The organism is Polyangium jinanense (genome assembly GCF_028435365.1).
On record NZ_JAGTJJ010000002.1, the window covers coordinates 1001678 to 1023530 of the forward strand.

Annotated in this window: 17 protein-coding genes; 12 read left to right on the top strand and 5 right to left on the bottom strand. The window is 69.9% G+C overall.

Annotated elements, in window-relative coordinates; genetic code table 11:
- Positions 1–166: 166 nt before the first annotated feature.
- On the top strand, positions 167–1498 hold the full coding sequence (locus KEG57_RS09045) for a hypothetical protein (RefSeq protein WP_272417670.1): 1332 nt from the start codon (positions 167–169) through the stop codon (positions 1496–1498).
- Between the two features lie 16 nt (positions 1499–1514).
- Complete coding sequence (locus KEG57_RS09050; protein WP_272417671.1) at positions 1515–2555, top strand: hypothetical protein; 1041 nt, start codon at positions 1515–1517, stop codon at positions 2553–2555.
- Here the strand turns inward: KEG57_RS09050 and KEG57_RS09055 are convergent, their stop codons facing one another.
- Together KEG57_RS09055 and KEG57_RS09060 are read right to left on the bottom strand one after the other, a co-directional pair.
- Positions 2556–4076: a GMC family oxidoreductase gene (locus KEG57_RS09055; protein WP_272417672.1), complete on the bottom strand. Its 1521-nt coding sequence runs from the start codon at positions 4074–4076 to the stop codon at positions 2556–2558.
- Between the two features lie 71 nt (positions 4077–4147).
- Positions 4148–7042, bottom strand: a complete 2895-nt coding sequence (locus KEG57_RS09060) for a vWA domain-containing protein (RefSeq protein WP_272417673.1) — start codon at positions 7040–7042, stop codon at positions 4148–4150.
- A gap of 86 nt (positions 7043–7128) precedes the next feature.
- Between KEG57_RS09060 and KEG57_RS09065 the strand changes: the two genes are divergently transcribed.
- Both KEG57_RS09065 and KEG57_RS09070 read left to right on the top strand, forming a co-directional pair.
- Positions 7129–8655, top strand: coding sequence for a leucine-rich repeat domain-containing protein (locus KEG57_RS09065; protein WP_272417674.1), 1527 nt, complete (start codon positions 7129–7131; stop codon positions 8653–8655).
- Positions 8652–9911, top strand: coding sequence for a PAS domain S-box protein (locus KEG57_RS09070; protein ID WP_272417675.1), 1260 nt, complete (start codon positions 8652–8654; stop codon positions 9909–9911). Before KEG57_RS09065 ends, KEG57_RS09070 begins: the two co-directional genes overlap by 4 nt.
- On the opposite strand, the gene KEG57_RS09075 is transcribed toward KEG57_RS09070, so the two are convergent.
- Both KEG57_RS09075 and KEG57_RS09080 read right to left on the bottom strand, forming a co-directional pair.
- Entirely contained in the window at positions 9901–10332 is a 432-nt protein-coding gene (locus KEG57_RS09075) for an acyl-CoA thioesterase (RefSeq protein ID WP_272417676.1), read from the bottom strand. The two genes, KEG57_RS09070 and KEG57_RS09075, sit on opposite strands and share 11 nt — an antisense overlap.
- Before the next feature lie 18 nt (positions 10333–10350).
- Positions 10351–10713: a hypothetical protein gene (locus KEG57_RS09080; protein WP_272417677.1), complete on the bottom strand. Its 363-nt coding sequence runs from the start codon at positions 10711–10713 to the stop codon at positions 10351–10353.
- A 170-nt stretch (positions 10714–10883) separates the two neighbouring features.
- Between KEG57_RS09080 and KEG57_RS09085 the strand changes: the two genes are divergently transcribed.
- Positions 10884–15860: an AAA family ATPase gene (locus KEG57_RS09085; RefSeq protein WP_272458371.1), complete on the top strand. Its 4977-nt coding sequence runs from the start codon at positions 10884–10886 to the stop codon at positions 15858–15860.
- Between the two features lie 29 nt (positions 15861–15889).
- On the opposite strand, the gene KEG57_RS09090 is transcribed toward KEG57_RS09085, so the two are convergent.
- Complete coding sequence (locus KEG57_RS09090) at positions 15890–16582, bottom strand: hypothetical protein (protein WP_272417679.1); 693 nt, start codon at positions 16580–16582, stop codon at positions 15890–15892.
- A gap of 284 nt (positions 16583–16866) precedes the next feature.
- On the opposite strand from KEG57_RS09090, the gene KEG57_RS09095 reads away from it, so the two are divergent.
- From KEG57_RS09095 to KEG57_RS09125, 7 genes are all read left to right on the top strand, one after another.
- Positions 16867–17316 carry a Fur family transcriptional regulator gene (locus KEG57_RS09095; RefSeq protein WP_272417680.1) on the top strand — a complete coding sequence of 150 codons (450 nt, stop codon included), beginning with the start codon at positions 16867–16869 and terminating at the stop codon, positions 17314–17316.
- 118 nt (positions 17317–17434) lie between these two features.
- Positions 17435–17974, top strand: coding sequence for a peroxiredoxin (locus KEG57_RS09100; protein ID WP_272417681.1), 540 nt, complete (start codon positions 17435–17437; stop codon positions 17972–17974).
- 4 nt (positions 17975–17978) lie between these two features.
- Positions 17979–18521, top strand: coding sequence for a carboxymuconolactone decarboxylase family protein (locus KEG57_RS09105; RefSeq protein WP_272417682.1), 543 nt, complete (start codon positions 17979–17981; stop codon positions 18519–18521).
- A 106-nt stretch (positions 18522–18627) separates the two neighbouring features.
- Positions 18628–19104 carry a DNA starvation/stationary phase protection protein Dps gene (gene dps / locus KEG57_RS09110; protein ID WP_272417684.1) on the top strand — a complete coding sequence of 159 codons (477 nt, stop codon included), beginning with the start codon at positions 18628–18630 and terminating at the stop codon, positions 19102–19104.
- 140 nt (positions 19105–19244) lie between these two features.
- Positions 19245–20111 carry a hypothetical protein gene (locus KEG57_RS09115; RefSeq protein WP_272417686.1) on the top strand — a complete coding sequence of 289 codons (867 nt, stop codon included), beginning with the start codon at positions 19245–19247 and terminating at the stop codon, positions 20109–20111.
- A 100-nt stretch (positions 20112–20211) separates the two neighbouring features.
- Positions 20212–20484 (top strand): hypothetical protein, encoded by a 273-nt coding sequence (locus KEG57_RS09120; protein ID WP_272417687.1) that lies wholly within the window; start codon positions 20212–20214, stop codon positions 20482–20484.
- 23 nt (positions 20485–20507) lie between these two features.
- Complete coding sequence (locus KEG57_RS09125) at positions 20508–21830, top strand: serine/threonine-protein kinase (protein WP_272417688.1); 1323 nt, start codon at positions 20508–20510, stop codon at positions 21828–21830.
- Positions 21831–21853: the final 23 nt, after the last annotated feature.

A 21853-nucleotide genomic window follows, 5' to 3' on the forward strand; every position in this document is an offset into this window, starting at 1 on the left:
TTGCTTCGCGCAGCCAGGGTGGACGGCGAGCGCCGCGCGATCTTCATGGGGGTGTCACGGAACGCGGGCGATCGGGGGGGCGCGGGGTCGTTGTGGCGCTGCTTCGGGCTTCGAGTCCTTGCATTCAGAGGCGTGCTGCCCGATGCTTGGAGGTCGGAGGAATAATATGCGCACGAAACGAACCATCTTCCTTTGCGCGTTCGCTGCTTTCTCTCTCAGCGGCGCCGCGCTCGGCGTGGGCTGCTCCGGCGGTGAGAACTCGGCCTCGGGTTCGGCGAACACGGGCGGCAACTCGTCCGGCTCGTCGCAGGGCGGCGGCGGCAATGGGCAGGGTGGTAATGGCGGCGACGGCGGCGGCGACATCAACTTCTTCGACGCCGGGGCCGGCGACGGCGCGCTCACCGAGGACAGCGCTTGCGTGAGCCAGAGCTCCGAGGCGACGCTCGTGAAGAAGCCGGTCGACATCATCATCGTGATCGACAACTCCGGCAGCATGGGCGACGAGATCGTCGGCGTTCAGAACAACATCAACCAGAACTTCGCGCAGATCATCGAAAACAGCGGGCTCGATTATCGCGTCATCATGATCGCCAAGCACGGCAAGGCGGTCCCGGACGAGTCGGTCTGCATCGAGGCGCCGCTTTCCGGCATCCCCGCGGGCGGCTGCGAGACGCCTCCGGCGGCCCCCGTCAACAACGCGGGCAAATTCTACCATTACAACACCGAAATCGACAGCGTGAACTCGCTCTGCAAGGTCCTGTCGACGTTCACCACCGCCGAGCCGAGCGGCGGCGCCCCGACGGGCTGGCAGGAGTGGGTGCGGCCGGACTCGTTCAAGACGTTCATCGAGCTCACGGACGACCGCGTGGGCTGCTCGTTCGGAGGTGTGTCGTACAGCGACGGGAACACGGCGGCCGGCGGTGTCTCCGCCGCCGAGCAGTTCGACACGTCCCTGCTCGCGCTTTCGCCCGAGCATTTCGGGACGAAGGAGGCGCGGAATTATCGCTTCTACAGCATCGTCGCGATGGCATACAACGACCCGCAGACGAAGCCCTGGGAGCCGGCCGATCCGATCACGACCGCCGAGTGCCCGACCGCGGCGAACCCCGGCACCGGCTATCAAGCCCTCAGCGTGCTCACGGGCGGTCTCCGCTTCCCGCTTTGCGACACGACCTCGTACGACGTGGTGTTCCAGGCGATCGCCGAGGGCGTCGTCGCGGGCGCGCAGGTCTCCTGCGATTTCGCGATCCCCGATCCGCCCATGGGAACGACCGTCGATCTGAACAGCGTGGTCGTCGATTACACGCCCGGCGACATGTCGCCGAACAAGCAATTCAAGCAGGTCGCGGACGTGGCGGCATGCGCGCCGGAGTCGTTCTACATCGACAAGGATGCGAAGAAGATCATCCTCTGCCCGGATACCTGCGGGGTGGTCAAGAACGACGCCGCGGCCAAGATCGCCGTGCTCTTCGCCTGCGATCCGGGTGGCGCCAACTGAGCGGATGAAGAGGACCATGCTTCATCGAAATGCGATCGTCTTGGCCTCGGTCCTCGCCGGGTTTGTCCTGGCGTGTGGACCCGAGGCCACCAATGGCGCGGGCGGCTCGGGCGGCGCGGGCGGCACCGGCGGCGCGGGCGGCGCGGGCGGCGGCGGGACCGCGAAGGATCCGGCTGGACCCAAGGATCCTGATGCCGCGCTGAAAGCAGCGATCCTCATGGGGAGCTGCATCCCGGACGGCGGCATCGAGACCATTCTCTGGGACATGTACTCGGAGCGCGGCGGCAGCCCCAACAAGCTCCAGGTACGCGATTACACGAAATGCCTCGCGAGCAAGACCAATGGCTGCAAGGGCGTGGAGGAGTGCCTCGGGCTGAAGGTCGACCTCTCCGGCCCCTGCATGCCCACGTGCACCGGCAACGTGTTCAAGGGGTGCGACGACCAGCTCGCGTTCATGGGCGATTGCAGCGTGCTCGGCCTCACGTGCTCCGCGACCCAGGGGTGCGTCGACACGAGCGTCACCGCCGGGCCAGCCTGCAGCTACGACACGTTCGTGGAGACCTGCCAGGACGGGGTTCCCCGGGTGTGCGACGACGAAGTGGAGACGAACGGCCCGAGGTGCGCTGATTACGGGCTCGCTTGCAAGGATCTCCAGTTCGGCGGCGTCGGCTGCGCCGGGACGGGCGCGACGTGCCAGTCGGGCACGGAAAGCGGGCTCGGGATCTACTACGACTCGGGCCTGGGCTGCGACGGGCCGGAGCTGCGCGCCTGCATCAACGGGGGCGAGCAGGCCGTCGATTGCGGCACGCTCGCGAATGGTTTGACCTGCCAAACGTCGGGCGAGTCGAGCTTCTGCGGGTTCGCGGGCGAGTGTGATCCCACGCTCGGCGCCGACGCGACGTGCGAGGGTGATTCGGTCGTGGTCTGCAACGCTGGCCGGATCGACAAGGTCGACTGCAAGACGCTCGGGTTCACCGGCTGCAACGCCACGTGGGGCCGCTGCAGCCCGAGCATCTACGACCAGTTCCCCGCGCCCCAGCCCCCTCCCGAGCCCTGATCAGAGCCCCCCGTCCCGCAGCCACTCCCCGAATCGCTCGCCGATCATCAATGCCGTGACGTTCGTGTTCGTACTGACGATCGTCGGCATGATGCTCGCGTCCGCCACGACGAGGCCCGAGACGCCACGCACGTGGCCCCGTCCGTCGACGGCCGCCTCGGGATCCCCTTCCGGGCCCATCGGGACGGTGCCGGAAGGGTGATACCCGGAGCCGGAGCTCCATTCGATCCAGTGCGAGATTTCGGCTCGATTGCGGAGGACGCGATCGTTCGGCCAGAAAGGGACGACGAGGTCGCGCAGGGGTTTCGTGCGCGCGACCTGGCCGGCGAGCTCCATGGCCTCGACGGCGCAGGCGCGGTCGTCGGGGTGGGTGACCGTGTCGAGCTCGATGAGCGGTTTGGCGGAAGGATCGGCGCTCGTCCAGGTGATGCGGCCGTGGCCGCGGGGTTTGCCGACGCAGCAGGAGATGCCGACGAGCGGCATGTAATTGCCGGGCCAGGCGAAAAAGGAAAACGGCTGGAGCTGCATGTCGCTCGGGAAGGGGCTGCCCTCGGAGGTGTAACGCAGCACCGTTTGAATGAGCGGATGCTGGATGCTGGCGAATCCGTACGTTCGCGGGACGAAGAGCGCGAGGGAGCCCGGGTGATCGAAGAGGCGCGCGCCCACGGCCGGAAGGTCGGAGACGACGTCCACACCGAGCCGTTCGAGCAAGGCGCGTGGCCCGATCCCCGAACGAATGAGGATCCCCGGCGTGGCGATCGCTCCGGCCGAGAGGATGACCCGGTTCGTCGCGAGGACTTCGATTTTGCCGTCGGTTTCGACCTCGAGGCCCGTGACTTTGGCATTGTGGAAGAGGACGCGGCGCACACTGGTCCGCGGCCGGAGTTTGAGGTTTTCCCGGCGGCGGACGTCGTCGTCGAGGTAACAACGCGCGGCGCTCATGCGGACGCCGCCGATCTTGTTCATGGGCTGCGGGCCGACGCCGAACGGGTCGGGGTCGTTTTGATCGGGGCAGGCCGGGAAGCCGAGGGCGCGGCAGGCTTCCATGAAGGCGACCTGGAACGGCGAGAGCTCTTCGGTCGAGTGGCGCCGGATCGGAATGGGGCCGCCGCGGCCGTGCCAGCGATTCTGGACGTCTTGATCGTCCTCGAGGCGTTTCAGCGCGGGCAAGCACCCGTCAAAACTCCACTCGGGCAGGCCGAGCGCCGCCCATTCGTCGTAATCGTAGGGCTGGCCGCGGAGCGCGATGCAGGTGTTCACCGCGGAGGAGCCGCCGACGACCTTGCCGCGCGGGTACAGGAAGGGCTTGTGCCCGGGCATGGGCAGATAGGAAAAACCCCAGTCGTGGGCGGTCATCGAGTTGCGGGTGCCGTCCACGAGATCCGAGGGAAGCACCCCGCTCGGGGGATAGTCGGGCCCGGCCTCGACGAGCAGCACCTCACGATCCGCGCGTTCGGTCGCGCGGGCCGCGATGACCGCGCCGGACGAACCGGCGCCCACCACGATGGTCTCCGCTTGCATGGGCCCGAGCCTACCATTTTTCCGGAACGGTTCACGTCGCCCCGGACGCTCGGGTTCCGTGGCAAACGGTTTTACAGGAAGACCCGCTTTATCTCGGCGGCGAGGGGCTTTTCCGCCCAGCCAGAAGGCAAGTGCCCGAGGGCGACGCCGATCTTTCCGGCGGCGGAGGGGCGATCGGCGAGCGAGATGCCCGCGAGGGCCGCGGCGATCGGGGCCGGGAGGCCTTCGGGCGCAGGGTCGCCGTGGGGCATCGTGAGGAGCGCGAGGGCGAGGAGGGCGAGGAGGGCGAGGTGTTTGTCCTCGGAGGACAATCCCGCGAGCTTGCCGCGCAGGGTGACCGTGGTGCGGCGGAGCTCGGCCCGGAAGAGGCCCTCGCGGGCGGTATGGCCGCGGCCGACGAGGGCCGCGACGGCGGCGAGCGTGGCGCCGAGGTCGGCGTCGAAGAGGCCGTCGGCCTTTTGATGGAGGAGGAGCGCGCGGAGGCCTGCGTCGTCATCCGAGAGGCGCGGGGTCGGGGCCGGGGCGCGGAGCGGCGGCGGGGGTGCGACGACCTGGGCCACGCGGGTGCGCTCGTCGTGTTCATTGCCGCCGTCGAGCGGAGGCAATTTGCTGGCTTTCGCCGCAGGCGAGGGGGCAGGGACCCTGGGCGGCGGCTGCGGCGCGCCGGGCCGCGCAAGCGCGGGCGGCGGGACAAACCCACCGCCCGGCGGCGCGGCCATGGCAGGCGGCGGGGGCACGTAGACGTTCGAGCGGAACATGACGGCGTCTTCCTCGGCGGCGTTCGCGGGCATGGGCAGGGTGACCGGGACCTTTCCTTCGATCGTCACCTTGCGATCTTCCGGATTCACGCCGACGAGCGCGACCTTGCGGTTCACCAGGCCAAACGTGGTGCCGAGGCCTTCGAGCGTGTCGTCGTCGTCCGGATCGAATCGATACGTGAGCCGCTTGTTGCGAAGCAGCGCCCAGAGCGTGGCCGCGCCCTCGGCGCGCGCGTCCGCGGGCACGGTGAGCTCGAGGGCGACGCGCTCCTCCTCGCCGTCCGCGCGTTGTCCGAGGAGCACGAGGCGATCACCCGGCTCGATCTTGCCGCGGAACGCGAAGAGGACCGGCTCGGCGGCGAAGAGGTCGAGGGGGCTCGGGGGTTCGAGCATCTTCGGGCTCTTGCGCTCGCCGTCGCGCTCGACGAGCACACGAATGCCCGTCCAGAGGGGCGCGGTGATCGCATTCTTGAGCCGCACGAGCGCGCGTTCGAGGTCCTCGTTCGTCGCGACGGGCATGTACGTGCCGCCGCCGAGTTGCGCGAGCTCGGCGAGCATCGAATGCTGGACGGAGTCGCCGATGCCGAGCACGTGCAGGCGCGTGTCGATGAGCTTTTCCTTGGCGGTTTTGAGCACGTTCGCCGCGTTCGCCACGTCGCCGTCGGTCATGAAGACGACGATCCGCAGCCGGTACGTCTGGTCGGGCGGCGTGGGGTTCGGGAAGGCAACCGCGACGTCGGTGCCGAGCCGCGCCGAGAGCGCCGCGCGAATGGCCATGGACGCCTCGGTGCCGCCACGCGCCGTGATGCGGCCGATGAAATCGTCCGCGGCCTTCAGGTGTTCGTCGTCGAAGGGGACGGGCGAGACCGCGAGCGCTTCGAGGTTGTTGTCGAACGCGATGACGTTGAAGCGATCCTCGGGTCCGAGCGAGCGCAAGGCGCCGCGTACGGCGCGGATGGCCGATTGCATGGGCGCGCCGCCCATCGAGCCGGAGCGATCGACGAGGAAGAGCACGGAGCGCGGAATGACGGGGCCTTCGTCCGCGAACGCCGGCGGGACAATGCCGATCGCGGTCGAGGGGCCATTTTGATCGGGGCCGTCCGTCGCGTCGTGGCGGATCCACACGGCGGGTTTTTCGCCGCGCGGCCGGTTGATGAACTCGAGCTGCACATCGCGGTCGAGCGGGGCGTCGTGCACCTCGATGGTCCGCGCGCGCGGGCCGGCCTGCGAGATGCGCGTGGGGTGCGAGGTGCAGCGAAAGCTCGCGGGTTCGTCCGGGCCATCCTCGATCGTGACGTTGACGCGGGCCCGCGCCGCGAGCGTCGTCGGCCGGGGACGAGCGAGCGCGGCGACCTCGGTCTCCGTGACTTTCGCCGCGTCCTCCACGTACCGCGGCATGTACGTGAGCGGGACGATGAGGCGGTGGCCGTCGGCGATCGGCAAGAGCATCTGATCGACCGTGAGCGTGACTTCGACGTCCTCGCCGGGCTCGATCGGCGCGATTCGCAATCGCGCGAGGTCCTCGCCCTCGGATTCGCCGATCGCGGCCGATTGCCCGGCCTGCACGGCGCGCTCGTACTCGGCGCGCGCCCGCCCACGCGCGCGGATTTGGCCCTCGATCGTGCGGCTGCCGAGTTTGACGACGAGCTCGCGCAACGCGGCCATGGGCGGGAGCGGAAAGACGAGGTCGCCTTCCAGCGTGCGGCCGAGGTCGTTGTGGAACGTGACGACGAGGCGGGCCCGCGAGAGGAGGCTATCGACGTGGACGTCGGCGCGGGCAGCGCGCACGGAGAGGTAATCGCCCTCTTTCGCGTCGGAGAGGAGCACGCCGTTTTCGTTCGGGGCGGGCTTTTTCGGCTGCTTTCGTCGTTTTTGCGGTTTGCCCCAGGACGCCTTTCGCGGGTGGGTCCAGACCTCGGGCGCGGCCTCGATGCGCAGGCATGTGTCACAGATCTCGATCACGTCGCCGGGCGCGAGGTCGAGCGGCTTCTGGATCTGTTCGGCATTGACGAACGTGCCATTCGTCGAGCCGAGATCCTCGATGCGGATCGTGCCGTCCTGCCATTCGATCCGGGCATGCTTGCGCGAGGCGCCGTTCGATCCGATGAGGACGTCGCATTGCTGCCCGCGGCCGAGCAGGATGCTCGGCTTGTCGTACGCGTCGCGCGTCTCTTTCCCCCTGGCCCCCTCGACGACCACCGTGAACATGCCCGCCTCCTCACACACGCATTTCAGGATCGGTTCGCGGCGTCAAGGGTTGACGCGCAGAGCAAGGGCTTCCTAGCATGCTCGCAATGCTGGCCGAACGCCTCGGGACCGCTGAAAAAACGGGCAAGCTCGATCTGCGTGGCCTCGTGCTCGGACAGGTCCCGCCCGCGATCCGCGCGCTCCGGAACCTCGTCGAGCTCGATCTCGGGAGCAATGCCCTCGCGGAGGTGCCCGCGTGGCTCGGCGAGCTCACGTCGCTCGAAGTCCTCCGGCTCGAACGCAACGCCCTCGAAGATCTGCCCCGCAAGCTCGGGCGGCTCGACAAGCTGCGCGTCCTCGAGCTCAGCCACAACAAGCTCCCCGAGGTGCCCTCGTTCGTCGCGGATCTGCCGGCGCTCGCGTCGCTCGACCTCGCCCAGAACCGCATCGCGTCCGTGCCGCGGTGGCTCGCGGACCGGAAGGCGCTCCGGGCGCTCGCGCTCGGGAAGAACCCGCTCGAAGCGTTCCCCGAGCCGGTGCTCGCGCTCTCGGGCCTCGCGGAGCTCGGGCTGTCGGGGCTCGGGTTCGAGGCGCTGCCGGGGGATCTCGGCGCGCTTTCGGCGCTCCGGAAGCTCGACCTCGGGGACAACCGGCTCTCGGGGCTGCCCGCGTCGATCGGCAGGCTCGGCGCGCTCGCGGCGCTCGTGCTGCGCGGAAATCGGCTCACGGAGCTGCCGCCCATGCTTCCGGCCCTCCGGCTGCGCGCGCTCGATGTGTCGGGCAACCGCATCGGCACACTGCCGCTCGCAGGGCACGCGTGGGACGAGATGGAGGCGCTCGAGCTCGGCGACAACCCGCTCGTCGTGTTGCCCGAGGAGGTCGCGGCGTTCGGCGCGCTCGCGCGGCTCGACCTGCGAAACACGTGGCTCGAGAGCCTGCCCGATACGCTCGCGCGCCTCACCGGGCTCCGGACGTTGCTTCTCGCCGGATCACCCGTGGGGCTGCGCGACGGAAAACCCCCGGACGTGATCTTCACGCTGGAGGGGCTCGAGGAGCTCGATCTGTCGCTCACGGGGATCACGGTGCTGCCCGAGGCGCTCGCCTGGCTCTCGCGTCTCAAATTCTTGTGGCTGCAAGGAAATCCGCTCGCGAATATCCCGGCCGCGTTGCGGTCGATGTCGCACATCGAAGAGATCGACCTGACGGACACGCCGTTCGGCCGGACCGACGAGGTCGAGGCGCTGACGCTCGCGCTGCCGAGGACACGTGTAGTGTGCGTCGATTGGGCGGCGACGTACCGGTCGATGCTGGAGGATATCTACATCCTGCGGGATGATACGGGGCTCGACGATGTCGAGATCGCCAAGTGGGTGATCGCACGCGAGCGCGGGGGGCGTTTGCCGGCGGCAGGGCGGCTGCGGCCGGTGGACGAGGAGGTGCTCGAGCGGCTGCACGCGCTGGTGTTCGTGCAGGCGCCGCGGCGGCGCGTGACGACGCGGGGCGCGGTGGGGGTGCTGATCGAGCTCGTGGCGAAGGATCAGCTCGGCTGGCACGAGGTGCTGGAGCAGCTGCTCGACGGCGCGCAAGCGAGCGGCGGGACGAAGAGTCGTCGTAGCGGAGACACGGGTCGATGAAGGACGACGCGACGCGGATCGCGGAGCTCGAAGCAGAGGTCCGGGTGCTCCGCGCGCGCGTCGCGGAGCTCGAAGCAAAGGCCGCGGGAAGACCGGCTTCCGCCGAGGTGAGCTTCGACGAGGCGTTCATCGGGTCGCTCGGGCGGGCGACGATCGGCTGGAACCTCGAAGGGCTCGTGACGCGCTGGAGCGAGGAGGCAGCGCGGCTGCTCGGCTATTCGCGCCAGCAGGCGCTGGGGATGCTGATCACGGACCTGATGGGCACCCACAAGCGGACGCCGGAGGAGCTTCGGCAATGGGCCGATCGAATGATGTCGCAGCCGACGGCGACGATGCGGGCCCAGTACATGACGAGCGACGGGCGGGCCCTCCAGGTGCAATGGTCGCACACGGTGCTGTGCGATGCGGAGGGGCAGCCGACGGAGGTCTTGTCGGAGGTCGAGGACGTGACCGATCAGCAGGCGACGGAGCGCGCGCTGCGCGATAGCCAGCGGCTTTTGCTCGCGGTGCTCGACAACACGCCGAGCTACGTGTTCGTCAAGGACATGCAGGGGCGGTTCTTGCTCGTCAATCGGCAGGTCGAGGCGTACCTCGGGAAATCACGCGCCGAAATCGCGGGATTGACCGATTACGACATTTTTTCGCGCGACGTGGCCGCGTTTTTCCACCGGCAGGACGAGGAGGCGCTCCGGACGGGCCGCGCCATGCAGTACGAGCAGACCTTGCCCTCGCCGGACGGGCCGCTCTCGTACCTGGCGCTGAAGTTCCCCGTGCTCGACGCGCAGGCAAACCCGATGGCGATCGCGGTGATCTGCACGGACATCACGGAGCGCCGGCGCGCCGAGGAGGAGCAAGCCCTGCTGCGCGATCAGGTGATCGAGGCGCAGAAGGCCGCGCTGCGGGAGCTGTCGACGCCACTGATGCCGCTCGCCGAGGGGGTCGTGGCGCTGCCGCTCGTGGGGGCGATCGATGCGCAGCGGGCCGAGGAGATCATGGATACGCTGCTCGATGGCGTGAACCGGTACGGGGCGCATACGGCGATCCTCGACGTGACGGGGGTCCGGAACATGGACATCGACGTCGCGGGCGCGCTCGTGCGGGCGGCGCGCGCGGCCGAGCTGCTCGGGGCGCGCGTGGTGATCACGGGGATCCGCGGGGAGTTGGCGCAGACGCTCGTGCACCTCGGCGAGGGCTTCGGCGGCCTCACCACGCGCTCGACGCTGCGGGCGGGGATCGCCTGGGCGCTCAGGCGTTGAGGTCGGCGCGGTAGGGCTCGAGCGTGGCGCGGAAGGCGTCGGTCCAGGGCACGGGTCGGTGTGTCGTGGGATCGACGCGCACGACGGTGCGGGTGCCGCGGGCGAAGTCCTCGTCCTGATCGGTGGGCAGCACGCGAAAGCCGAACGTGAGGCTCGAACGCCCTAGTTTCTCGATCCAGACCCGGACGCGCACGTCGCGGACGCCGACGACGGGGCGGAGATATTCGATGTTGTTGGCGCGGACGAAGTGGAACTGATCGGGGTTCTTCTGGGCGTCGAGGACGCCGCCCCACCCGAGGTGCTTCCAGAAGGAGCCGATCGTGCGCTCGAAGAGGAGGAGATACCGAGCGTTGTGCAGGATCTGGAAGGCGTCGAGGTCGTCGAAGTAGACGCCCATGAGCGTCTCGTGAAAGCGGGTCATGGTGGCGGAGAATAGCAGCTAGCGGGAAGAGTCCACCGTTTGCACGGCCCACGCCTGCGTGGACGCCGCGCGGAGGGCGGCGACGCGGACGAGGAGCACGGCGCAGCCCGGGAGGTATACAGCCGAGACGCGCGCGCCGAGCGGGACGAGGACGATCGCGACGACACAAACGGCGACGCCAATCCACGCGAGGGCGACGCCGAGCGCGCGCAGGCGCTCGCGGGGGACGGCGGGCACGAGCGCGACGATCGCGAGGTAAGCCGCAAGGAAAAACGAGCGGTGCGCGAGCGCCGAGCCGAGGAGCGCCACGAGGAGCCCGGCCGATACGAGGAGCGGGAGCGGCGTTTCGGACGGCGGCGTGCGCGGAGGTGCAGGGGCCATAGTGGCGAACGCGGCGAGGTTCGACGCGGTACCATACCCGGTCGCATCGTGCCGGCATGCCAAGAAATTGTCTCCGCAATGCAAATCATGGTTCGTGTTTCGGACCACAAATAGGTCGTTCCGGACCAACGTCGATGCGAGCCCGGTTGACGCGAGGCGCGAGGGGACGGATGGCTGTGCCGATGCGGTTCTGGCTGGAGGGGCACACGCTCACGGAGGTCGTCCTCGAGGGGGAAGTGACGACGCTTTATCGCGGGTACCGGGACGTCGATGGAGCGCCGGTTCTCGTGGAGGCGCTGAACGAGGATTACCCGGTCGCGCGGGACGTGGCGCGGATCCGGCACGAATTCTTGGTGATGCGCGGGCTCGCGCTGCCCTGCGTGCCCGAGGCGCTCGGGCTTTCGCCATGTCGCAACGGCGTGGCGCTCGTGCTTTCGGACGCGGGCAAACGGCCGCTCGCCCCGCGGATGCGCACAGGGCGTCAAGATGTCGGCGCGGTGCTCCGGCTCGGCGTTTCGATCGCGCGCGCGCTCGACCGCGTGCACCTCGTGGGGCTCGTGCACAAGGACATCTGCCCCGCGAATATCCTGGTCGACGACGGGACGCTGGAGGTGGAGCTCGTCGGATTCGGCCACGCCTCGCGGCTGCCCCGGGAAGACGCGCGCATCGCGGCCGCCTCGGCGATCGAAGGGACGCTCGCGTACATGGCGCCGGAGCAAACGGGCCGGATGAACCGGGTCGTGGACCATCGCGCGGACCTCTATGCGCTCGGCGTGACGCTGTACGAGCTCGCGACCGGCGCGCTGCCCTTCGTGATGGAAGATCCGCTCGAGCTCGCGCACGCCCACATCGCACGCGCGCCCGTGCCGCCGCACGTGCTCGCGCCCGAGCTGCCGCGCGTGGTGTCGGACATCATCGTCAAGCTGCTGGCGAAATCGGCCGACGATCGCTACCAGCGCGCGCGGGGGCTCGAAGCAGACCTCGCCGCGTGCGCGTCCGCGTGGGAGGAGCACGGCCAGATCGAGCCGTTCCGGCTCGGCAAGCACGACCTCGGCGCAGAGCTCGTGCTGCCGCAAAGGCTCTACGGGCGGGAGCGGGAGCGGCAGCAGATGGCCCAGGCGTTCGAGCGCGCCGCGTCCGGGCGGCTCGGCGTGATCGTGCTGTCGGGTCCGGCGGGCGTGGGCAAATCGACGCTCGTGCGCGAGCTCGAGAGCGCGGCGGCGCTGCGCGGGGGGATCTTCGCGGAGGGCAGGGCCGACGCGGTCGGGAGCCGCGCGCCGTGTGGGCTGCTCTCGTCGGCGCTGCGGGACCTCGTGCGGCGGATCCTCGGCGGGCCGCCCGAAGACGCGCGGGCGTTCTTGCGGGAGCTCGCGCGGACGGTCGACGCGGGTTCGGCGGCGCTGTTCGCGATCGTCCCGGAGCTCGATGGAGCGCTCGGCGAGCGGGAGGCGCATCCGCCGATGTCGGCGGCGGCGTCGAGCGGGAAGCTCGCGGTGCTCGTGCGTGCGCTGCTCGATGCGGCGAGCCGGCAAGGTCCGCTCGTGCTGTTCCTCGACGACATCGGCGCGGCCGACGCGGACTCGATCTCCGTGGTGCGGGTCCTCTGCGCGGATCCTTCGGCGAAGCGGCTCTGCGTGGTGCTGTCGCGGCAAGAGAGCGCGCCGTCCGACGAGGCGCGGCTCCTTGATCTGCACGAGCTGCGGCAAACGGGCGTTTGCGTGACCGAGATCGCGCTCGGGCCGCTCGCGCCCTCGGACGTGCGCGCGCTGCTCGGCGATGCGCTCGGCGCGCCCGAGGATCGCGTCGCCGATCTCGCGGACGTGCTCGCGGCGGCGACGCACGGGAGCCCGTTCCTGTTGCGTGAGGCCCTGCGCGCGCTCCACGCCGAGGGGTTCGTGCGGTTCGATGCGGGCGCGGGCGCCTTTCGCTGGGACGTCGAGCTCGTGCGGAACCACCTCGGCGCCGAGGGCGCGCGGGATCTCGTCAGCGAGCGGATCGCCGCGCTGCCGGCGCGCTCGCAGCGAATCCTGGAGCTCGCCGCCTGTCTCGGGCCGAGCTTCGACCTCGACACGCTCGCGTGCGTGGCCGAGCGGGAGCCGGCCGCCGTCGCACAGGACCTCTGGCCCGCGCTCGAAGCGGGCCTCGTCCTGCCGCTCTCGTCCGATTATCGCTTCGCGCACGCCTCCGCGACGCCGCCGTCCCCGGGGGAGGCGTGGGAGGTGCCGTACGCATTCTCCCACGAGCGCGTGCACGAGGCCGTCTACGCGCGGATCCCCGATTCACGGCGGCAGGACGAGCACCTCCGGCTCGGCGAGATCTTGGCTTCCCGCGGGGAGCACGGCGAGCGCGACATGCTGGCGGCGGTGTACCAGCAGAACCGAGGGCTCGCGTCGATGCGCGACGCAGGGCAGCGGCGCGCCCTCGCCGAGCGGGATCTGCTCGCGGGCCGGAGGCTCCAGGCGATCGGCGCGCTCTCCGAGGCGATCGCTTGTTTCGAGGCGGGGCTTCTGGCCCTCGCCGGGGATGAGCCCCACGCGCTCTGGTTCGATCTGACCCGCGAGCTCTGCGCCTGCCTGGTCACGCGTGAGCCGAGCGGAGCCGCGGAGGCGCTCGTCGCGGCGCTCGCCCGCGGGGCGCGGTCGAAGCTCGAACGGATCGAGGCCGAGCGGCTGGAGGTCGCGCGCCAGACGGCCGCCGGCCACCCGATCGAGGCGCTCCACGTGGGCGCGCGGGACCTCGGGGAGCTCGCGTTCGTCGTGCCGGACAGCGAGGCCGAGCGGCGCGCGGCGCTCGGCCGGGAGGCGCAGGCGATCGAGGCGGAGCTCGCCGGCCGCGCGCCTGCCTCGCTCCTTTCGTTGCCCGTCGCGCGGAGCCCCGAGGCCGTGGCCACGATGGCGCTCCTCCTCGAACTGCTCGCGCCCGCGGGCGCCGTGAGCCGTTCGGCCACGGGGCTCGTCGCGGCCGCGCTGGTGCGCGCATCCATGGCGCACGGCAACACCGAGGCGTCGGCCGTCGGCTATGCGGCGTACGGCGCCGCGTTGTTCGTCCTTCCCGGGCTCTCCGAGGCCGGCCAGGCGTTCGGCGACCTCGCCCTCGCGCTCGCGGAGGACCTCGGCGAGGGGCCGCTCGCGTGCCGCGTCCATCTCACCGCCGGCTCGATCCTGCACGCGCGCAGGCCTCGGCGCCTCGCGCTCTTCCATTTCCACCGCGCCGTGGGCCAGGCCGCGGCCGTGGGCGACGTGCCCACGGCTTGCCGTGCAGCGGCGGAGGTGCTCGCCGCGCGCTTCGAGCTCGGCGACGACCTCGCCCGCGCCTGCGACGAAGCCGAGCGCAGCCTCTCCCTCGCGCGCCGCGCCCCGGGCGCCGAGGCCGCGGCCGATCCGGCCGCGCGTGTCACCTTGCAGGCCGTGCGCAGCTTGCTCGGGCGGACGAGTGCCCCCGCGAGCCTCGACGGCGACGACTTCGACGAGGCGAGCTTCTTCGGCACGGACGAGGGCGCCGTCGGCGCGCGGGCGCGCTTCTACGGGCACGCGCGCCGGGCGGAGCTGTTCCTCCTGCACGAGGACGCGGCGAGCGCGGCGCGCGAGGCGCTCGCAGCGGCGGAGGGCCTTACCGACGTCGAGGGCGAGTTCCTCGCGACGGACCTGCCCGTCTGGCTCGGGCTCGCGCTCCTCCTCGACACCACCGCGCTCCCGTCGGCGCGCGCGTCACGCCTCGCGCAGGTGGACGCGATCCTCGCCGAGCTCTCGACCCTCGCCGCGCGTTGCCCCGAGAACTACGAGCGCAAATGGCTCCTCGTCTCGGCCGAGCGCGCGCGCGCCGCGGGGGACGAGGCCCTGGCGCTCTCGCTCTACGAGAAGGCGATCCGCGCGGCGGCCGAGAGCGGCGTCTCGCGGGACGAGGCGCTCGCCAACGAGCTCGCCGCGCGTTTCCACCTCGAACGCCGCCGCGACACGGTCGCGCGGGCCTACATGGGCGAGGCCTACCAGGCCTACCTCCGCTGGGGCGCGATCACCAAGGTCGACATGCTCCGCGAGCGGTACGGCTTTCTCTTGCCGCGCCGCAGCGTCGGCCCCTCGGCTGCGCCTTTGCCGGGGCTCTCGGGCGAGTTCGACCTCGGCGCGGTCATGCGCGCGACCCGGGCCATCGCCGAGGAGATCGTCCTCGATGTCCTCCTCGATCGGGTGATGCGTGTCATCGTGGAGACCGCGGGCGCCCAGCGCGCCGTGCTCCTGCTCGATCGGGGCTCGGGCCTGCACGTCGAGGCGGCCATGACGATCGATCCCGACCGCGTGCTCGTCGGCATCGACGCCGCGCGCGCGGCCGGCGAGGAGCTTCCGCGTGCGCTCGTGGACGAGGTCGCGGCGACCCGTGCGCCCGTGGTGCTCGGCGGCTCCCGCGGGTTCGATCGGTTCTCCAAGGATCCGTACCTCGCTGAAAGGCGGCCGCGCTCGCTCCTCTGCCTCGCCATGGCCCACCGCGGCCGCCTTTCGGGCGTGCTCTACCTGGAGAACCGCGCGGCGGCCGACGTCTTCAGCGAGGCGCGCATCGCGGTCGCCTCCTTCCTCTCCTCGCAGGCCGCGATCGCCGTGGAGAACGCGCTGCTCGTGGCGAGCATCCAGCGCATGCACGAGGCGCAGCGGCTCGCGAACGAGCGCCTCGAGCACGAGGTCCGGGCGCGCACCGCGGAGCTCGAACGCGAGCTCCTCGAGCGCGAGCGCGCCGAGCGCGAAAAAGAGGCGATCCACGACGCGATGCTGACGGCGCAAGAGGAGCGGTTGCGCGAGCTCTCGGCGCCGATTCTCCCCATCGCGGACGGGATCGTCGTGATGCCCCTCATCGGCGTGCTCGACGAGCGCCGCGCCGACGAGATCCTCGCGGCGGCGCTCGCGGGTGTCTCGTCGAGCGGCGCGCGCGTCTTGATCCTCGACATCACGGGGGTGCGGGGGGCCTCGGCGAGCGTCGCGTCCGCGCTCGTCGCTGCGGCCTCGGCCGTGGGCCTGCTCGGGGCCGAGGTCGTCATCTCCGGCATTCGCGCCGCGGTGGCGCGGACGCTCGTCGACCTCGGCCATCCGATGCAGGGCATCGCCACCCGGGCGACCTTGAAGGGCGCGGTCGCCTGGGCGCTCGCGCGGACCCAGCGATAGGGTTGTCTCGACAGACGAACGCGTCCCGATCAGCGGAACCCGCGCATCCCGACCAGCATGCGCCCGCTCACGGCCGACGCCGCGATCAGGATGCCGCCGCCGAGCCCGAGCAGCGCCACGAGCAGCAGCGTGTACGGCTGGATGCCGAGTAGCGCGAGAATGCCGAGGATCGCGGCGCCGATGCCCACGAGCGCTTGCACGCCGGCCGCGCCTTGCACCGCGTCACGCGCCATGCGCACGCGCCGGTCGTAGGGGAATGCCTCGCCGAGCTGGTTCACGGCGCTCGTCGCGCCGGTCGAGAGCAAGAGCCCGCCGCCGAAGGCCACGACGGACACGGCTGACAGCGTCAGCGGCGCGATGCCGAGCAGGATGAGAACGCCCATCACGACGCCTGCGGCGCCCACGAGGAACTCCACGCCCACGCCTCCGCCGAACTCCACCTCGTCCACGCGTTGCCCGCTCACGCGCGAGGCGAACTGCGTGTACCGCGAGGCCAGCGCGCCGCCTGCGAACAGGAGCGCGGCGCCGATCGAGATGATGGCGATGGCGATCATCGTTTGCCGGGCGATCCCCGCCAGACCGAGGACCGAGAGCACGACGGCGGCGACGCCGCCGAGGGCCTCCACGAGCGAGCCGGCCGTCACGACCTGCATCGAACGCTCGCGCTCCTGCCGGTCGAACTCGGGCGGCCGGGTGCCCGTCGTATTGCCGAGATTGTCCATGGTTACTACCCTCGCCTTTGGTTGGCCGAGCCTGGGCGCTGCGCGAAAGGGCGCAGCGGCGTGTGAGATCGGCCTGGCACGCCGGTTCGTGCTCGCATGCGCCGTGCCGAAAGGGTTCGTCCGGACGGGCGGGCGGGCGCTCGTCCACGCTCGCCGCCCTCCGGCCGCGCTCGGGCTGCCTGCGCGCGTGATCCCTTCTCATGCGGCCGCCCCGGACCGAGTCCTGGCGAGAAATTCGTTCGCCGTTCTTGACAGGGTCTCAGTTTAGACTCAGTCTAACCCCCGTGAGGCCGACGAAGCCGACCAAGCCGACGACGGCGAGCAGCGTGCTTTCCGAGGCGGAGCTCCTCGAACGGCACGGTGTTCTGCCCTCGGCGCAGCGCTTGGCCATCGCGCAGTACGTCCTGCGTACCGACGAGCATCCGTCGGCCGACCAGGTCTTTGCGAAGGTCAAGCGGGCGCTGCCGATGGTGTCGCGGGCGACGGTCTACAACACCTTGAACCTCTTCGTGGACAGGGGCCTGCTCAGGGCCCACGTCCTCGCGGAGGGCAAGGTGGTGTTCGATCCGAACCTCGCGCCGCACCATCATTTCATCGACGAGGAGACGGGCGCCATTCACGACGTCCCGTGGAGCGCGCTCGCCGTGTCGAACGTGGACGCGCTCGAAGGCTTCGACGTGCACGAATACCAGGTCGTCTTGCGCGGCAAGCTCAAGAAGGCCCGCTCCACCTGACGCCCTCGCGCGTCCGAGGCGTGGCCGCTTTTTTGCGCCAAGCGTTTAGACGAGGTCCAGAGCTGGACGTAGTACAAAACGGATTCTGAAGTCGAGAGAGATTTCCCAGGAGGAAGACATGCTGACGGTTTCCCAGAAGATTCCCGCGTTCAACCTCAAGGCCGTCGTGAGCCTCGAGCAGGGCAAGGAGTTCCACGACATCAAGAGCGAGAACTTCCTTGGCAAGTGGCTCGTGCTGTTCTTCTGGCCGATGGACTTCACGTTCATCTGCCCGACCGAAATCGCTGGTTTCGGCAAGCGTTATCGCGACTTCAAGGATCGCGATTGCGAGGTCCTCGGCCTCAGCACCGACACGGAATACGTGCACCTCGCCTGGCGCAAGCAGCATCAGGATCTGCGCGATCTGCCGTTCCCGATGGTCGCCGACACGAAGCGCGAGCTCTCGCAGGCTCTCGGCGTCCTGCACCCGCAGGAGGGCGTGGCGCTCCGCGCGACGTTCATCGTCGACCCGCAGGGCATCATCCGGCACGTCGGCGTGAACGACCTCTCCGTTGGCCGCAGCGTCGACGAGGTGCTCCGTGTCCTCGACGCGCTCCAGACCGACGAGCTTTGCCCCTGCAACTGGGTGAAGGGCCAGCCGACGCTGGAGGCGGGTTGACGCCATGAGCGCGCTCGAGGCCATCCGCGCGAAGCTGCCCGACGCTGCGCGTGACACGAAGCTGAACCTGCAGAGCGTGCTGGAGGGCGATTCCTCGCTCACCCGGGCGCAGCGGCTCGGGATCGCCATCGCGACGGCGGCGAACGCGCGTAGTTTGCCGCTCCGCGAGGCGTTCCTCGAGCAGGCGCGGGCGGAGCTCGAGAACGCCGAAGCCGTCATCGACGACGCCTATGCGGTGGCGACCCTGATGGCGATGAACAACGTGTATTACCGGTTCCGGCACATGATCGGAAAGGAAACGTATTCGCAGCGCTCGCCGAAGCTCCGCATGAACCGCATCGCCCAGCCGAAGACCTCGAAGGTCGATTTCGAGCTCATGAGCCTCGCCGTGAGCGCCATGAACGGCTGTGAGGCGTGCGTGAAGTCGCACGAGCAGGCCGTCCTCGCCGCAGGGCTCGGCGAGGACCAGGTGCACGACGCGGTGCGAATCGCGGCGACGATCCAGGCGGCGACGGTCGCGCTGGAGATCACCGCCGGGGCGGTTTAACCTCCCAAACCCTCGGACCCGGCGCCTCGCCGCGCTTGCCCCCCTGCGCGGCGAGGCGCCGGGTTCCCGAAGGACAAACTGTCACCCATTCCGATAGGAGCTTCTCATGTACGCGAGCTCGAGCCATCTGCCCGAATCCTCCCGCGTGGCCATCGTCAAGACCCTGAACGAGCGCCTCGCCGACGGCCTCGATTTGCACAGCCAGATCAAGGTCGCGCACTGGAACGTCAAGGGCCCGCATTTCGCCGCGCTGCATCCGCTCTTCGAGACGTTCGCGACCGAGCTTGCGGCCTTCAACGACGAGATCGCCGAGCGCGCCGTCACGCTCGGAGGGCTCGCGGCCGGCACGGCGCGCCACGTCGCGGCGTCCTCGCGGGTGCCCGAGTATCCGCAGGAGACCACGCGCGGACTCGACCACGTCCGCCTCCTCGCCGAGCGCTTCGGCGTTTACATCCAGGGCCTGCACGCCTCGCGCGCGATCTCCGACGAGCACCGCGACGCCGACACGTCCGACCTGCTCACGAACATCATCACGACGTTCGACAAACACACCTGGTTCCTGCTCGCGAGCCTGGAAGGCTGAGCACAAAAGGAACCCGGAGCTCCGTCCTTTCCCGTCCGAAATCGCCCCAAATCACCCTGTTCTGAGCATAGGACATATTCTGTCCTTGCGCAGTGCGCGAATGCGTTGACGCGGAGCGTCTCCCATTCGATGCTTCATGCATGAGCCCGTCGGGAAGGAAGACGCTCCTCGTCCTCGTCACCCTGCTTGTCGCGCCCGCGATCGCGGGCTGCGGTATGGCATCGACGATCGAGACGAACACGCGCGCCATCCAGGAAACCACGAAAACCATGAACGACACCGCCGGTGTTCTCGAGCGGTCGAATTCGAACATGGAGCGAATGGCCGGAGAGCTCGACGCGCTCGGCACGCCCATGGAGCGGCTCTCGGGGCTCGAAGCGCCGATGAAGGATCTTGCGGCCCTCGGCCCGGTGATGGACCGGCTCGGCGCCGGCATGGCGCGCCTCGAAGCGCAGATGGGCACCATGGAAAAGGGCCTCGCGCGGCTCGAAAAGCCCATGGAGGACGTGGCTTTGCTGCGTGAGCCGATGAAAGAGGTCGCAGCGCTCGACGCCGTGATGGGCAAGGTCGCGCGGCTCGACGAGCCGATGAGCAACGTCGCGGCGCTGCGCGGGCCGATGGAGGACGTGGCGACGCTGCGCGGATCCATGGAAACCATGGCGAATTTCGCGCGCGGTGATGCGGGTATGAAGACCGCGGGGTATGCGTTCGGGGCGCTCGCGGCGTGGGCCGGCGCGACGTTCCTCGGCGTCTACCTCGGCTTTTTGGCCGGCATGCGGCGCCTCCGCACGCCACGTCGTTCGGGGCGGAAGCCGCGGGCGCGGCGCAGCCCGGTCGTCGTCCCGATCAGCCGAGGCGGAGCCAAGGCGCTCGGAGGCAAGCCCGCACGCGGGCGGAAGGAGACGCGCGAGGAGGAAGACGAGCACGGGCCCGCGAGCGGCGTGCGGCAGACGTTCAGCTCGCTCCACGAACAGTGGGGCAGCCACGGGCCCACAGGTGCGCCGTAGTGCACGAGATCCTGCGCACGAAAACAAGCCCTTGCCCGCGTGCGCCGAACCTCGTATGACCCGGCGAGGGCCTTGAGCGGCCCGCCAGGGAACACGAGCGATGAAGCGAGAGAAGCGATTGACGAAGCGCGAGCGCAAGGCCCTTGCGCCCGCGCGCCCCGCGGCCCCCGCGCACGTGCATCACATCCATTGCATTGCGTGCGGCCGTCACCTCGAGCCCGAAGAACTGCAGACGGGCGAGGCGGTGATGCTGCGTTGCCTGCACGGCTCGACGTTCCCCTCGTGCAGCGGCTGCCGCGCGCGCTCGACGGAGCTTCTGGCCGAGCACGACCGGACGGGCCAGTCGGTCCGGACCGCGTCGGCCTGGCACTGAGGGCGAGGAGCGGGGGGGTTTTCGTGGTGGGGAGCGCGGATCGATTCACGCTCGCCGAGCGCGTCGGTATCGGCGCGACGGCGGAGGTCATTCGGGGCTTCGATCAGGAGCGCCGCGTGCCCGTGGCGATCAAGCGCTTGCACGAGCACCTCTCGGTCGATCCGCTCACGCGGGATCGATTCGAGCGCGAGGCGCGGCTCTCGGCGCGGATCACGAGCGAGCATGTCGTCGGCTATGTTGCCTCCGGCATCGACGCGGACGACCGCCCCTACCTCGTGCTCGAATGGCTCGAAGGCGAGGACCTCGCGCACCGCATCCGCACCTCGGGCGCGCAGTGCGGCACGGCCGAGGCCCTCACGATCGCGCGCCAGGCGGCGCTCGGGCTCTTGGCGCTGCACGAGGCGGGCATCGTCCATCGCGACGTCAAACCGGGCAACCTCTTCCTCGCCCTGCCGCCCGACGGCGGGCCTTTTGTGGTCAAACTTCTCGACCTCGGCGTCGCGCACGACAGCGCCTCCGAGAACGTCGACGGGGTCGCGCTCGGCACGCCGTTTTACATGTCCCCCGAGCAGGCCCGGGGCGACACCGAGATCGGCCCTCGCTCGGACCTCTTTTCCCTCGGCGTCCTCCTCTTCGAGCTCCTTTCCGGCAAAAGACCTTTCGCGGGGGACGATGCCTTCTCCGTCCTCGCCAAGATCGTCCTCCAGGCGCCGCCGCGTTTGTCGAACGCCTGGCCCGAGGCGCCGCCGGTGCTCGACGCCCTCGTCGCGCGGGCGCTCGCGCGCGACCCCGAAGCACGATTCTCCTCGGCCCGCGAGATGGCCGACGCGATCGAGGCCGCCCGGCGCGTGGTCCTCGAAGGCGCGGCGCCGCCGGAGGATATCGCGCTCCCGCCGGCCCTCGTCCCGAGCGACGATCACCTCGTGGGCGTCATCTTCGGCCGATTGCCCCTTTCGAGCAACGTGGGCCGGACACGTGCCCTTTTCCAGCGTGTCGCCGAACAGCAGGGCGGGGTGGTCATTCCATTGCTCGGTCGTGGTGTGGCTGCCATTTTCGCTGGAGAATGTGCCGACGGCCTCCTGCGCGCGGCGGATGCGGCGCTCGACCTGGTAAAACAAATGACCGGTGTCCGATTGTCGCTCGTGACCGGCGGGGCCTTGCCGTCCGGGGCGGGTTTATCGGCGTCCGTGATCGAGCGTGGAACACGCGCGCTCGAGCGGCCGCGTGCCGACGTGAACGAGCCGCCCGTGCGTATCGACGACGCGACGGCGCAGCTTCTCGAAGAGCAATATGCGGTCGAGGGGGCGCCCGGATCCTTGTCGATTCGTGGCACGCGTGGGCGGTAGCACCCCGAATACGCGATTGTATT